Source organism: Desulfonatronum lacustre DSM 10312 (assembly GCF_000519265.1).
Classification (GTDB): Bacteria; Desulfobacterota; Desulfovibrionia; order Desulfovibrionales; family Desulfonatronaceae; genus Desulfonatronum; species Desulfonatronum lacustre.
This window is the reverse complement of the sequence record NZ_KI912608.1, coordinates 1,067,944-1,081,896: the sequence shown is the minus strand read 5'-3', so window position 1 is coordinate 1,081,896 and position 13,953 is coordinate 1,067,944. Positions and strand designations below refer to the sequence as shown.

11 protein-coding genes are annotated in these 13,953 nt (G+C 52.8%); 10 read left to right on the top strand and 1 reads right to left on the bottom strand.

Features of this window, described 5'->3' with window-relative positions; translation table 11 throughout:
- The first annotated feature begins 2 nt into the window (after positions 1–2).
- From DESLA_RS22275 to DESLA_RS0105120, 10 genes are all read left to right on the top strand, one after another.
- Positions 3–314: a DUF2442 domain-containing protein gene (locus DESLA_RS22275; RefSeq protein WP_084031895.1), complete on the top strand. Its 312-nt coding sequence runs from the start codon at positions 3–5 to the stop codon at positions 312–314.
- An 18-nt stretch (positions 315–332) separates the two neighbouring features.
- The gene (locus DESLA_RS18840) at positions 333–1,616 is read left to right on the top strand and encodes a type I restriction-modification system subunit M (RefSeq protein ID WP_245590001.1); all 1,284 of its coding nucleotides are present in this window, start codon (positions 333–335) and stop codon (positions 1,614–1,616) included.
- A 445-nt stretch (positions 1,617–2,061) separates the two neighbouring features.
- Complete coding sequence (locus DESLA_RS18835) at positions 2,062–2,481, top strand: pentapeptide repeat-containing protein (RefSeq protein ID WP_051434400.1); 420 nt, start codon at positions 2,062–2,064, stop codon at positions 2,479–2,481.
- Positions 2,482–2,510: 29 nt separating this feature from the next.
- Positions 2,511–2,708 (top strand): rubredoxin-like domain-containing protein, encoded by a 198-nt coding sequence (locus tag DESLA_RS0105155; protein ID WP_028571637.1) that lies wholly within the window; start codon positions 2,511–2,513, stop codon positions 2,706–2,708.
- A 424-nt stretch (positions 2,709–3,132) separates the two neighbouring features.
- Positions 3,133–4,356 carry a PQQ-dependent sugar dehydrogenase gene (locus DESLA_RS0105150; RefSeq protein WP_028571636.1) on the top strand — a complete coding sequence of 408 codons (1,224 nt, stop codon included), beginning with the start codon at positions 3,133–3,135 and terminating at the stop codon, positions 4,354–4,356.
- Positions 4,357–4,416: 60 nt separating this feature from the next.
- Entirely contained in the window at positions 4,417–4,641 is a 225-nt protein-coding gene (locus DESLA_RS0105145; protein ID WP_028571635.1) for a hypothetical protein, read from the top strand.
- Between the two features lie 363 nt (positions 4,642–5,004).
- Positions 5,005–8,247 (top strand): AfsR/SARP family transcriptional regulator, encoded by a 3,243-nt coding sequence (locus tag DESLA_RS0105135; protein WP_084031893.1) that lies wholly within the window; start codon positions 5,005–5,007, stop codon positions 8,245–8,247.
- A gap of 259 nt (positions 8,248–8,506) precedes the next feature.
- Entirely contained in the window at positions 8,507–10,603 is a 2,097-nt protein-coding gene (locus tag DESLA_RS0105130; protein ID WP_028571633.1) for an AfsR/SARP family transcriptional regulator, read from the top strand.
- 487 nt (positions 10,604–11,090) lie between these two features.
- The gene (locus DESLA_RS22265; protein WP_084031892.1) at positions 11,091–12,158 is read left to right on the top strand and encodes a Coenzyme F420 hydrogenase/dehydrogenase, beta subunit C-terminal domain; all 1,068 of its coding nucleotides are present in this window, start codon (positions 11,091–11,093) and stop codon (positions 12,156–12,158) included.
- A 170-nt stretch (positions 12,159–12,328) separates the two neighbouring features.
- The gene (locus DESLA_RS0105120; RefSeq protein WP_028571632.1) at positions 12,329–13,288 is read left to right on the top strand and encodes an LVIVD repeat-containing protein; all 960 of its coding nucleotides are present in this window, start codon (positions 12,329–12,331) and stop codon (positions 13,286–13,288) included.
- A gap of 159 nt (positions 13,289–13,447) precedes the next feature.
- Here the strand turns inward: DESLA_RS0105120 and ahbA are convergent, their stop codons facing one another.
- Positions 13,448–13,912 carry a siroheme decarboxylase subunit alpha gene (gene ahbA, locus DESLA_RS0105115; RefSeq protein ID WP_028571631.1) on the bottom strand — a complete coding sequence of 155 codons (465 nt, stop codon included), beginning with the start codon at positions 13,910–13,912 and terminating at the stop codon, positions 13,448–13,450.
- Positions 13,913–13,953 lie beyond the last annotated feature (41 nt).

Genomic DNA, 13,953 nt, shown 5'->3' with positions numbered 1-13,953 from the left:
TCATGCAATATCCAAAGGTCGTATCCGCGACGGCAATAGACAACCATACTCTGGTAGTTGAGTTCGATAACAACGAGAAGAGAAAATATGATGTCACTCCGTTGCTTAAAAAAGAAATGTTTGCCCCTCTGAAGAATCCGGCATTCTTCAAGGCTGTACGAGTAGAGCAAGGAGGCTATGCAGTTGCTTGGAATAATGAGATTGATATCAGTGAATATGAATTGTGGCGCCATGGCCAGGAAATGCCGTCAACGAGATCAAAACCTGAAAATCGATCTGCAACGCACCATAATGAAGCAGGCGGGCATCGCTGAAGAGGAACTGTAAGCCCCATGAGCAACGAACAACTCGTCTCCAAAGTCTGGAACTACGCCCACGTGCTTCGCGATCAGGGCATTTCCTATGGCGATTACATCGAACAGATCACGTATTTGCTGTTCCTGAAAATGGATCTGGAGCGTGAGGAATTGCTGGGCGAGGCTTCGGCCATTCCGCCGCAGTGGAACTGGGCGCAACTGGCGAACAAGGACGGTGACGCGCTGGAGTTGCAGTACCGGCGCACGTTGGAGGCCCTGGGCCGGGAGGATGGGCTGATCGGTACGATTTTTCGCAAGGCCCAAAACAAGCTGTCCGATCCGGCCAAGCTGAAGCGCGTGGTCAGTCTGATCGACAAGGAAGGGCCTTGGGTGGGCTTGCAGGTGGACGTGAAGGGCGAGATTTACGAGGGGCTGCTGGAGCGCAACGCCTCGGAGGTGAAGTCCGGGGCAGGGCAGTACTTCACCCCGCGCCCGGTGATCGAGGCCATTGTCAACTGCGTGAACCCCACAATCGGCGAGACTGTGTGCGACCCGGCCTGCGGCACCGGGGGCTTTCTGCTGGCGGCCTACGACCACATGAAGACCCAGACCCAGGACCGGGACAGGCTGCGCGCCTTGCGCCACGACGCCTTCACCGGCGTGGATATCGTGGACGAGGTGGTCCGGCTCTGCGCCATGAACCTCTATCTGCACGGCCTGGGCAACAGCGCCAGCCCCGTGGTCCAGGGCGACGCCCTGGCCGGCGACGGGGGCAGACGCTTTGGCGTGGTGCTGACCAATCCGCCCTTCGGCAAGAAGTCCAGCTACAAGGTGGTGGGCGAGGACGGCGCGGTGACCACGGAGCGCGAGCACTACGAGCGCGAGGACTTCAAGTTCACCACCTCGAACAAGCAATTCAACTTCCTGCAGCACATCATGACCATCCTGGACACCCACGGCCGCGCGGGCGTTGTCCTGCCGGACAATGTGCTCTTCGAGGCGGGCCGGGCAGGGGAGGGCATCCGCAAGCGGCTCTTGGAGGGCTTCAACTTCCACACCCTGCTGCGCCTGCCCACGGGCATCTGGTACAGTCCGGGCGTGAAGGCCAACGTGCTGTTCTTCGACAAACGCCCGGCCTCACGGGAGGTCCAGACCCGGGAACTCTGGGTCTACGACTACCGGACCAACATTCACAAGACCCTGAAGACCAAGCGCCTGACCGACGACGATTTCGACGACTTCGTGCGCTGCTTTCACGAGCGCACGGAAACCGAACGCTTCCGACGCTTCAGCTACGAGGAACTGGGCGGGACAAGCTGAATCTGGACATCTTCTGGCTCAAGGACGACAGCCTGGAAGACATGGACAGCCTGCCCGAACCGGCCGTGCTCGCCGCGGCCATCGTCGAAAATCTGGAAGCGGCCCTGGAACAGTTTCGCGGGGTCAGTCAGGAATTGGTCGGGGAGTAATTTTATTACGATCCGGTACCATGTGAATCGGTATCGAGATCGAGATCGAAATCGAACGTCATTTCCAAGATGACGACGTCATCACGGGCTGATACACGTCATTTACGTTTCGATTTCGATCTCGATCTCGATTTGGATTTCGATGAGAAAGAAATCTCCTGCTGCGGGTGGAATCTCTCATGGACAGGTCAAGGGGCGTGATATACATTCTTCAATCTGGATCACTCTCTGGAGCCTCTCCGGATTGTGAGCGTGCCGAACAAGGAGCCACCTGCACACATGAGAAGAACACACCAATGACCATGTACTTTGCCGTACCGATCATCACCGTCTTTGTGCTCCTGAGCACGATTGGAACTCCTGCGGCTTTTGATCAAGCCGACCTGGATCACTTGCGGGGGAGCAACCAGTGCCCGAAATGCGATTTAAGCGGAGCGAACCTGAGCGGAGCAAGATTGAACAGGGCCGACCTCAACGAAGCGAATCTGCGTAACGCCAACCTGACTTGGGCCAACCTCAACGGCGCCGGGCTGATGGGAGCCGATCTGAGCCATGCCGACCTGAGCAGCGCCAACTTGAGCTGGTCCGACCTGAGCGGAGCGAACCTGACCGAAGCAACGCTGACCCGAGCCAACCTGACAGGGGCCAAACTCAGCGGGGCCACCTGGACCGACGGACGCGAATGCGCCGAAGGCTCCATGGGGGTATGCGATTGAACCGCCAACATGACACAAGGAGCAATACGATGGCCTATTTCAAGTGCGACAACTGCGGAAACACCCTTGAAGCAATGACGCCCCCGGAAACCTGCCCGGCATGCTCGCAAAAGTGTTCATTCGTGGATGTGACCTGCTACACTCCGGAATGCGGCGGCCCGGATTCCCAAAACATCAATCCGACCATGTTCAAAAAAGAGAACGCGACCGACACGGCAGTGAAGTAGTTCTCCCCAGAGGAAATCAAGAACGACATTTATGAGGGGAAAATGGGCATTCTAAGGAGAAATATGGTTACGGGCGGGGCATCAGGGGGAAGCCTGGTCAGTCGGGGAAACGTCCTGGTCGTCTCCCCGCGACCTTGATTCACGAACCGCCGCCAGGATATCCCCAGTGGAAGCCCGTGTTGTCACTCCGGGTACGTCAAAGGGAGATTTTGGGATGGGCCTGAAGGTGACCTCAAAAGTTTCTCCGCCGCGGCGCGTGATCAAAACCCGCTCGGTGCGGGCGGTATTGAGGACCGTTGCCAATGCTTGACGCGCCTGGGAACAGGTATCAGCAAAGATTTTCATGAGTACGATTGTCCCCTCTGCTGCTTTCAGTGTCAATTGCCGGTCACCATTCAGTTTTCATACATCCGGAGGTGAATCCATGAAACGGAAGACAAACGCACTGCCCTTGCTGCTTACGGTTCTGGTCGTGGCCTTTTACGCCCATTGCGGCGACAATCAGTCCGTTGCGGATGCTGGAGAACCTCGCATCCACCGCACGGTGATCATGTCCGGCTTGAGTAATCCGTGGGACATGGCCTTTGCGCCGGATGGGGCCATGCTGTTCACGGAAAAATGCCGGGGGCTGTCCGTGCGCACGCCGGAGGGGACGGTCCGCCATTTGTTCGGAGCAAACGGCGCAGCTCTGGAGGCGGACGACTTTTTCTGCCAAGGGCAAAGCGGCATGCTGGGGGTGGCCCTGGATCCGGCGTTCGCTGAGAATCGCCGCGTTTACGTGTACATGGCCTCGGACTCCGGCGGGATGAAGACCAACCGCGTCGTGCGTCTCACCGTGGACGATGCGTATGCCGTTGTCGCGAACCGCGTGGACATTATTGACGATATTTCCTTCAAACAGTCCTTTAACCGCTGGGGGCGGGCGGGTGCGCACAGCGGCGGGCGAATCCGGTTCAGCCCGTTTGACGGCTTTCTGTACGTCGCCACCGGCGACAACCACGATGGGCCGCTGCCCCAGGACCTTTCCCGTCTGGGCGGCAAGGTGCTGCGCGTCGACCGCGACGGCCAGGCCGCACCGGGCAATACTACCCCGACCGGGGGAGATCCACGCATCTTTACTTATGGGCACCGCAACGTGCAGGGCCTCGCATTTCGTCCCGGAACGGGCCGAGTGTTCGCCTGCGAACACGGTCCCGGTCATGACGACGAAGTGACGCCCCTTGCTCCGGGCCGCAACGGCGGCTGGGACCCCGCGCCCATGTCTGGGGTATCCTGCATGAGCGACTACTGCGGATATACCTCCAACAACCCCGAAGGCAGGCCTACGCCCATGACGGATCTGGCCCGGTTTCCCGACGCGCTCGAACCGTCCTGGAACAACCGCGGCGCTTCCGAGGGAATGGGGCCGTGCGTCTTTCTGGAAGGGCCGCACTGGGAGGCCTGGGAAGGGCGGCTGGCCGTGGGGTTTCTGCGCGGGGCGCGCATCGAACTGTTGCAGTTGGACGCGGACGACATGACCATGGAAGCGAGCGTCATCCCCGGTCTGCCGTCACAGCGCATGCGCTCCCTGGTCCTGGGTCCGGATGGTGCGCTCTATGTCGCCATTGATGGAGGGGAAATCTGGCGGCTGGAAAGCGCCGGACCGTAGCAGTGGGTTCTGAACCATCGCGAGGGAAAATCTCAAGATCAAAGCCCTGAAGGAAACAACATGCCAAAAACAAACTCCGCTCAACTCGCGGATCATCCTGGTTTGCTGAATACTCAGCCAGAAGAAAAGAACGCCGACGGGCGGGAAGGCCGGGACGCGCCGGGGGCCTTGGATGGTGTCGGTGGAGAGAGCAAATCCGGGGATGTGCTGGAGGGAATCGTCGCCATCCTGGACAGCTTGGACGAATGGCAAAAAAGCCGGAAGGGGGAGGGCAAAGACTCGTAGACCCTCCCTCGGGGGGTGACCTCAGTCCTGATCGTTCTCGGACATGGGAAAGTCCACCTTGATCTTAAAGGTCTTTTCCGCAGGCAGGTTCAGGATTTCGATGCCGGTTCTGGCCGTGATCTCGGCCAAACAATGCTTGCAGGTTGCATGAAATGGTCGTTTTTTTTCATTTCTTTCGAGAGGTTATCATGCTGAGGAGACGTCTGGGAAAAAAACTATAAATACAACCTGTGAGGGTGTTTACATCGAATGAAAATTTTGGCTATATGGTGATGACGCGAAGAGCCAAAAATCGAGACAAGCCCGACCACGGGCATTATTACTCTTTGCGAAGACCAACCAGTTACCCGGCGGGGAACAAGAATGACGAACTCATTTTCTGTCTCCAAGTGCACTCCGCCGGAAATCGACAGATTCGTTCTTCGTCCACGGTTGTTCGATAGGCTGGATGAGGCCTGTCTGCGTTCAGTGATCTGGATAACCGGGCCACCCGGCTCCGGAAAGACCTCGCTCATTGCTACGTATGTCCAGCGACGCAATAAGCCGTTTATATGGTATCAACTGGATGAAACGGACAACGACCCAGCCTCTTTTTTTACTGGCTTGGCAACGGCTGCAAAGCCGATTTCCAAGGTGCAGGACGCCGTTGTTTCCACGTTGACGCCTGAGCACCTCCAGAATCTCGCCACTTTTTCCGGCATTTTTTTTGAACGATTTGTCCTCAATCTTCCCGCCGCGTTCGATATTGTCCTGGACAACTATCATCTCCTTGATCAGGGCAGCAGTGTACATGCCTTTGCAATGGACATGCTGACTTCCTTCTCGCCGAAGGAAGTGAACATGTTCATCGTCAGTCGTAATTGTCCGCCGGATGCATCCGTCAAAATGTTGGTCGAACAACGAGTGAGTTTTCTTTTCTGGAACGAACTCCGGTTCACTTTGGAAGAGAGCAAGTCCCTGCTGGGCTCAGACAACTTTTCTGATGAAGTGATCAATTTGCTTCATCAAAAAACCGATGGCTGGGCCGCTGGATTGGTCCTGCTTGGAGAAAGCCTTCGCCGGGGAGGACGAATTGCTGATACAACGCCTTGGGTCCCGATGGAGGACGTGTTTAATTATTTGGCTTTGGAGGTTTTCCATAAAATTCAGCCTGAAATCAGAGATTTTCTGATCAAAACAGCATTTTTGTCCAAGATGACCGTGGACATGGCCTCCACCTTGACCGGCTCTGAACAGGCAGAGAATATCCTCATCCGTCTTTTTCAAAATAACTATTTTACCACCCGACATCTTTCATCAATCCCTGAATACGAATATCACCCACTGTTTTCGCAGTTTCTCCGATTCATGGCCGGGAAGGAAAGCGCGCCTGAGGAGTTAAAGAGGCTGATATGTCGTTCAGCCGCAATCCTGGAGTCGTCAGGACAGCTCGAAGAGGCTGTGAGTCTGTTTCGAAGCGTGGGCGAGACGAAACGGATAGTCGAGGTCATCTTGAAACATGCTGAAAAGATGGTGTCCGAGGGGCGTTTTAGGACCCTGGAAAAATGGATATCCGCTGTCCAGCAAAGTTTTTTGGATAAAGAGCCCTGGCTGGCTTACTGGATGGCGACCTGCCTGCTGTTCACGGATCCCGTGCGCAGCAGAGGCTATTATGAACTCGCTTTTGAGGGGTTCCGGGCCGTTCGGGACGAGGAGGGGATGCTTTCGGCGTGGTGCGGAGCGGTGGACACCTGTATTTATGACGGAAACGATTTACTCTTTCTTGACGGTTGGATAGCAGCCCTGGAAACGCTACTGGAGGAAGGACTGGCGATTTCACGCTCTGAGTTGGGAACGAGAACCGCCGTCTGCATGCTCGGGGCGCTGGTGTCCGTGCGCCCCGAGCAAGCGGAACGAATCCGAGTCTGGCTGGAACTTGCCTTGCGGCAGCCCCACCAACAATTCACCGGGTATAATCTTCTTCATGTCGGTTTTCATGCAGCCTACCACGCCTTGTGGACAGGAGATCTCAATCGCTTGCGAATCCTTTCGGAAAACATTCAACGAGCAGTTCGGACTCCTGAGACCCCACTTGCTGACGTCTTGAACGCGAATTGCCTGGAGGCGCTTGTGTTTTCCTTGTGTTTCGCCCGCGGGGATCAGGCTCTGGAGATTGTAGAGGGGGCATTGAGCTTGGCCCGACGACATAACTTGACGTTATGGAGTTCAAAGCTTCTGGGGCAGGGTGTTTTTGCGGCTTTGACTCATGGGGATGTCCGTACAGCGAAAAAACATCTCGCTGAAATGCAGACGGTTACCCCCAGGAGCATGCGGCTTGCACGGGCGCATTACCATTACACCGCCGCCACGTATCACCTGTATCGCGACAACCTCGTTCCGGCTGAACTGGATATTGAAAAAGCCCTGATAACCGCCGAGCAGACTGGGGCCCGCTATGCTTTACCATTTTTTGCCCTGGTGAAGGCCCATATCTGCCATGAAATGGGGGATCGTGAAGGTCGCGAACAGATCATGGTAATGTTGGAAAACAATATTGCCGGGTCCGGCAGCAGAATCCTGGAGTTCATGCGGTTGATCTGCAAGGCGCATTTCGGCTTGGTGGACTCTAATCTCAGGACGCATGGCTTGGACTATCTGCGCATGGCATTTCATCTGGGTCGCCGGGAAGGATATCTGAATATGTTTTGGTGGTGGAGACCCGATATGATGGCTCGTCTATGCGCCACAGCCCTGAAACACGGCATTGAGGTGGAGTATGCGAGGCTTTTGATCCGCCGCAGGAAATTGTTTCCCGATCCGCCTCCCCTGGAAATATTCAATTGGCCATGGATACTGCGTATCCATACCCTGGGCAGGTTCGAACTGGTCAAGGAAGAACAGGTTCTGTATTTTGGAGGTAAATTGCAGCACAGGCCCTTGGCCCTGTTAAAGACTCTGGTCGTGGCGGGCAGAAACGGTGCGAGCGAAAATGAACTGGCTGATCTGTTGTGGCCGGATTCAGATGGTGACAGGGCGCATAGTGTTTTTACGACCACGTTGTCCCGTCTGCGAAAACTGCTTGGCGCCAGGGAGTTCCTGGTGGTCCAGGGAAACGGTGTTTTCTTGAATGACCGGATCTGCTGGGTGGATGCCTGGACGTTTATGGAGCTGTGCGGACGCGTCTTTGAGCTGGCCAGTCGAAATCGACTGGAGGAAGGCGATGATAAGACCAACGAAGTCAGGATAAACTTCTATAGTTTGGCCAGCCAGGCCCAGGACCTCTACCGCGGACACTTTCTGCAAATGGACCTGAACTATCCCTGGACCATTCCCACGCGGGAGCGGTTGCGCAACAAATTTCATGATCTGATCGCCAGCCTTGGTGACGTCCTCGAGCGATCCGGCGACCTTGAGCAGGCCCGGCAGTGTTATTTGAGAGCGCTCGAAGTGGATGACCTGCACGAGGACTTTTATGGCCGATTGATGGTTTGCGCGCAGAAAATGAACCGAAAAAAAGAGGTGGTAGCCACCTATCACCGTTGCAGGGGGCGGCTGAGAGAAGTCTTCGACATAAAACCCTCCCTTGAAATTCAAAAACTTGCCCGTTCTCTTGGGTGCCCGGATTGAACATTCCGACATATTCTTTTTCCTATCCTGCCCCAGGCTTTCTTTCGTCGACAGTTCATCCCTCCGGTTCAAAAAAAAATCTCAATCATTGCAGATTGTGACCAATCCGTGACCAAAGTTGGGTATACTGGACACGTAACCCACCAAAAGAAGGGGGCGCCGCGGCACCAGCTTCCCTCCACGGTGCCTCCCGCGGCGCCCCCTTCTTGCAAATGAAAGAGCACATTCCTTCCCGAAACATCTTCCCGAGGCGAGAATCTTGCGGACTATCCGGGTCACGAATCTGCTGGAGCCTTTTCAAACATTCTATCGATACGGTAGATGGGATCAGTACGCTCAAGCTCTCGACAAGTGGGGGCCTGAGTGGCTGCTTGAACTGCGGTTGCAAAGACTCGCCCTTCATGTTCACCCTCTGTGCCATGTCGATTCAGGGTTTGAGTGGACGCCGCGCCTGCGGTTTCTTGTGGAAGTGGTGCGGGCATCGACTCCTGTTGAAGAACTGATCCAGTATTGCCGAGAATTTTGTTCGGCAGGCGATCACATTGCCGCTGCCGGAGCCCTGGAAGGGGCTGTCATGCTTGTCATGAACACCGGGAATTCTCTCCGTGATTTGCAAAAATTGGACGACTTGATCGAGGAAGTTATGGGAACGGCCGGCAATCAGGCATGTGCCATGACAAGCTTCTGTATTTCCAGGTCTTTTACAAAAATAGTCGGAAGTGGTGATTTTGATTCCTCATTGTACTTTGGTCGTCTCGCAAGAGGCCATGCGTTCAAAACCGGTTCCGTTTCATTGTCCATCCGGGCCGCATGGGCCGCAGGATTTGCGCTGACCTATACTGGAGATTTTCCAGCACTCCGCATCATCGTAGACGATATCCAGCCATTATTGGAGGCAAAGGAGGCTTCATCAAACGCTGTTTTGCAAATGCAGACCCTGACGGGACTGTACCACTACTTCGAAGGCAGAGGTGAAAAAGCGGAAGTCATTTTTAGAAACGTGCTTGATCACCCCCATGCGCTTGAACTTCCCCCTTATGCATGGCTGATGGCGTCTGGTTCTCTGCTCATGACGATATCCGAACTTGGAAGAACCAGCGAAGCGGAAAAATTGTCGGAGCAAATCCGATTGAGAGCCATTCCCGAGAAAAACTATCTTTTTTGGTCATGTGTACATTATTGTCACGGCGTTTACGAACTGATGCGTCAAAAAGCCTACGAGGCGTACCTGCACGGAATGGAAGGAATGGAATATGGCAGACTCAGCGGTAGCCCATTGCCCGAACTGCAAAATGCATTGGTTGTCGCCCAGTCACTGGTGGACTTGAAGCGAACGGATGAAGCGGGGTCGTTTCTCAATGATTGGATCAATACTTGGTGCGCCACGGGGTTTAGGTATTTTGCCGCTTGCGGTGCCATGGAGATGGCAAGGGCTCTTTTGGATCAAGGAAGGCTGGATCGAGCCGGTGAATATTACGAGCGGGCTATTCACTTCACGCCGATGGGATCGGAGTTGAACGTAGTGAACAGACCCGCGGGATTTGTGGAGTCCTTGCGCCAGGAAATCCAGGCGAGACAGGAGGAGTGTCATTTATGGAAAGATCAGGAGAATGCGGTCATCCGCATCCAGACTTTTGGCGGGTTTGAAATGTTTGCGGGAGATCGGCTTGTATTTGATCAAAAACGAAAAGGCATTCGATCACAACTGCTGCTGAAGGCTTTGATCGTGCATGGCGGAGTCAGAGTTTCCCGTGATCTGCTTCTTGATTTGTTATGGCCTGATACGGATGGAGACATGGCTGTCAATAACCTGAAAGTCATGATCTCTCGGCTGAGGAAAGCCATGAATCAAGCCTTGGGACGGCAATTCCCCTGGTTGGTTGTGGAGCAAGGGTGTATCACGCTGGACAATGCATTTTGTACCGTGGACTGTTTGCGATTCAGAGAGCAGATGCGTGCAGCAAGGAAAAGAGACTGCTCAATCGAGAAGATGAAGGAAATTTTGGATGTATATACGGGCGATTTTTTGCCGGAACATGTCGCAGATCCCTGGGTGGAGAGGTATCGTTGCCGATTGAGAGAAGAATATGTCCAAGGAGCTCTGCTGATGTCCAGAATGTGCCTTCAGTTGAATCGATCAGAGGAGGCGCTGTATTACCTTCAGAAGGCCAGGGCGTTGTCGGTTGCGAACGAACAGGTGTTTGCGATGCTTATGCATGTATTCATAGATATGGGGTTTCCCTCCGAAGCGCTTCGAACATTTCAGCAGGCCCGCGTGGTTTTGAAAAAAGAAGTGGACACTCTTCCCGGTCCTATTTTGCTCTCACTGGCTCGACAGGCACATGAAGTCAGTTGATATTGGCAAAGCGATATCAAGTTCAATGAGTAATTGAAAAACTCCCAATTGCTGCGAGGCAGCAATTGGGAGTTTTTCAATTTGGAAGTTAAGAAAAAAAATTTCTGTACCCTCAGTTGTAATCTTCTCGAAACCTCCCGGCCTTGATGATGACCGCAAGAACGTCACAGTATTAAAAAAAAGTTCCTGGATACTGATGATGACCTTGTAATACCATTTCTAATTCAAAGCTTCTCTTTCGGTATCGGTATCGGTATCGGTATCGGGGTCGAATTAGGATTATTGGCGAACAAACAGTATCTATCCCGATACCGATGCCGACGCCGACCCCGATAACTGCATTTTCTCAAGCGAAAAACGCATTGCCGAAGTAGAATTGGTATAAGGCGAACATTCAGTTAATACGGAGAAGTTTTTTTGAGGCACGACGTCCAAGATATTTACGTCGTTTTTCGGGAACTGCACTACAGCTATAAGGAGATTTGTCATGTCAAGGTTAGAACGTGCATCGTCAAGGGTGAATGCTTCGGTGAAAAATGAAAAAGATTTGAAGAAGAAAGACAATTTGAATCAGAAACAGAATTCATCCGGTTCATTGATTCAAGGGAAGGTCGAGAAAGGTAATGGGAATGAGGCATTCAAAAAAAAATTTGATTTGAATGCCTTAGTGCACAAGGAAAGTACTCCAAGGAGATTGAAATGCTTTTCTGATCTTCTTGAAGAGTATCAACCAGAACAATTATGTCGTCGATGTGGAGGTTGTGTCACATATTGCAAGTCAATGAAATATGATGCCATAGAATTCGATGTTAACGGTTATCCATCTTTTTCCGAGAAAACAAGATGTATTGAATGTGGTATATGTTACGCAATTTGCTCAGCAAATGAATTATTAAATGAAAAAATAAGGGGTATGGTTTCATGGGAAGAGCCGAGCGGACGAGTTATGAGTGCAGGAATATACAAAGCTTCAGATTCTGAATTACAGAAAAAAGATATCAAAAGTGGAGCGCTGACAGCTTTGCTTCTGCACATGATGGATGCAGGATTTATTGATGGGGTCATTGTCCCCTGTGAACATAACAAAAAAAAATCTCCAGTCATTGCATATAATAGCGAAGATATACTCAACTTGAGTGATCGGATCAACAATCCGACTTTGGGGTCGATGCTTTATGGGTTTCAACCGAATTTGTCTGATGAACACGCAGTGGAAAAAAAGTCGACAACATCTTCCAACGGCTCAAAAAGATTAGGATTTGTCGGGAAACCATGCCAGGTCCTCTCGCTACGCAAAATGGAATATCTCGGCCTTATGCCATCAGAACATTTCAGCATCAAAATCGGAGTTTTCTGCAGCGAAGGGTCAAATTCGAGGGGTATGAACGCATGTCAGAACTGTACGGATTACTATGCAGAGTATGCAGACATATCAGTTAGCGATTACTCGATAAGAGGTGAAATGCTGGCCATGGTTTCAAGAACTTCTCTTGGCAACATGGCTATTTTGAGTGCGTCTCAAAACGCATTGCAGCATTGGAATGCTGTTCATTAATTTGTATGAGATCATAATTGTAATGTGCAAAATTAATTCATATTATTCTGACAATATAATTCCATGAAAGACATCCGTGAAGGGAGGTGATCATGAAGAAAGCATGGCGTAATGGACTTTCAAAAATGTAGTCAGATTTTCTTTACAATGTAAAATGGAGGTCATGGATTATGAAATCATTCAAAATGAAGTGTCTGACTGGTGTTCTATTTTGCTTTGTTTTGGTAACGTTTATATCGGTAATCGCCCATGCGGGATGTATCGGGGTCACCGGGCGCGCATGTGTACGCCTGGAGGGGGAAAATGCATTTTTGTCCAATACGGATCAAGGATTGAAGATTTTTGAAATGTCTGAATCGGGAAAACCGAAAATGGTCGGCTGCATGGAAACCAAGGGGTGTGTCCTGGACATGGATTTTGCCAATGGATTCGCTTATGTGGTGGACGACCAAGAAGGCTTGCTGATCATCGACGTCAGCAATCCGGAGCGATGCGCCACTGTCGGCAAGTATCACAAATACGGCGGCGGGATTAAGTCTTTCAAGATTTTCGGCCAATATGCGCTGGCGGCCGTGTCCGGACAGGGATTGCGTGTTTTCGATATTTCCACTCCCGCCGTACCGCAGGAAATATCAAGGATAGACGCGCCAGCCCAGGTGCAGTCCCTGGCGGTTGTTGATCAGTTTGCATATGTAGCCAACTTCAACGGAGGGTTGCATGTTTTTGATCTTCAGAATCCAGCCAGACCGGTGGAAACGGTATTTATCGACTTGCCGGGACGCCCCCGCGGGCTGGGTGTTTCGGGGACACATCTGTATATGAACACTTCAGAGCGTCGGATGCACATCATAGACATCGCTTCACCCACGAGTCCTCGAATGGTCACCTCCATAGACATCGGCAGGTCGCCAGTCGCTGCCATTGCGGGCGACCGTGCTTACATTGCAAGTCTGGACGATGGATTTCTGGTGTTCGATATTAGTAATCCTGAGCGTATCGTCGAAGTCGGCAAAAAAGAATTGGAAGGCATCTGTCTGGCCATGTGCATAAGTGAGAACGTGGCCTACTTGAGCATGGCCGACAAAGATGAATTGACGGTTATTGATCTTCAACACCTTGTAAGCAATTAGAATCATGCCGGATGGGTTGCATGGCCACACAGCAATCTAACTATCGGGACGTCAATGAAAAACGTCTGAACAGGTCGGACCTGTTCAGACGTTTTTCCGATTCATTTTTGCACATGTCGCGCCTTGCCTGGCCAGGCTGAACAGTATTCCGCTGGCGAATCACTCTTGCTCGCTCTCGTCGGACATGGGAAAGTCCACCTTGATCTTAAAGGTCTTTTCCGCGGGCAGGTTCAGGATTTCGATGCCGGTTCTGGCCGTGATCTCGGCCAGGGTTTCGCGGACCTTGTCCACGCTGGGCGCGATCATGGTGAACCAGACGTTGTACATGTGCTGGCGCAGGTAGTTGTGGGTCACGCCGGGGTGGCGGTTCACTTCGGAAGTGAACTGATCCAGCTTGTCTTCCGGGACCTGGGCCGCGCAGAGGGTGCTGGTCCAGCCCAGCTTGCGGGACTGGAAATTGGCGCCGATGCGGCGGATGATGCCCTTGCCCTTGAGGGCCCGCACTCGGGCCAAGGCCTCGGCCTCGGTCAGGCCGAATTGTTCGCCGATCCGGGCGTAGGGCCGCGGGTCCAGGGGGAAGTCGGTCTGGATCAGGTCCAGGATTTTCTTGTCAGTCGCGTCCATGGTGGTTTTATCTCGGGCTGTATTTTGGGGGCTCTTTCGGT

Excerpts from the sequence above, each read along its gene's own strand:
- DESLA_RS0105155 (WP_028571637.1), top strand. The coding sequence starts at position 2,511 with ATGGCCTATTTCAAGTGCGACAACTGCGGAAACACCCTTGAAGCAATG.
- DESLA_RS22265 (WP_084031892.1), top strand. The coding sequence starts at position 11,091 with ATGTCAAGGTTAGAACGTGCATCGTCAAGGGTGAATGCTTCGGTGAAA.
- DESLA_RS0105135 (WP_084031893.1), top strand. The coding sequence starts at position 5,005 with ATGACGAACTCATTTTCTGTCTCCAAGTGCACTCCGCCGGAAATCGAC.
- DESLA_RS0105120 (WP_028571632.1), top strand. The coding sequence starts at position 12,329 with ATGAAATCATTCAAAATGAAGTGTCTGACTGGTGTTCTATTTTGCTTT.
- DESLA_RS0105150 (WP_028571636.1), top strand. The coding sequence starts at position 3,133 with ATGAAACGGAAGACAAACGCACTGCCCTTGCTGCTTACGGTTCTGGTC.
- ahbA (WP_028571631.1), bottom strand. The coding sequence starts at position 13,912 with ATGGACGCGACTGACAAGAAAATCCTGGACCTGATCCAGACCGACTTC.
- DESLA_RS0105145 (WP_028571635.1), top strand. The coding sequence starts at position 4,417 with ATGCCAAAAACAAACTCCGCTCAACTCGCGGATCATCCTGGTTTGCTG.
- DESLA_RS22275 (WP_084031895.1), top strand. The coding sequence starts at position 3 with ATGCAATATCCAAAGGTCGTATCCGCGACGGCAATAGACAACCATACT.
- DESLA_RS18835 (WP_051434400.1), top strand. The coding sequence starts at position 2,062 with ATGACCATGTACTTTGCCGTACCGATCATCACCGTCTTTGTGCTCCTG.
- DESLA_RS18840 (WP_245590001.1), top strand. The coding sequence starts at position 333 with ATGAGCAACGAACAACTCGTCTCCAAAGTCTGGAACTACGCCCACGTG.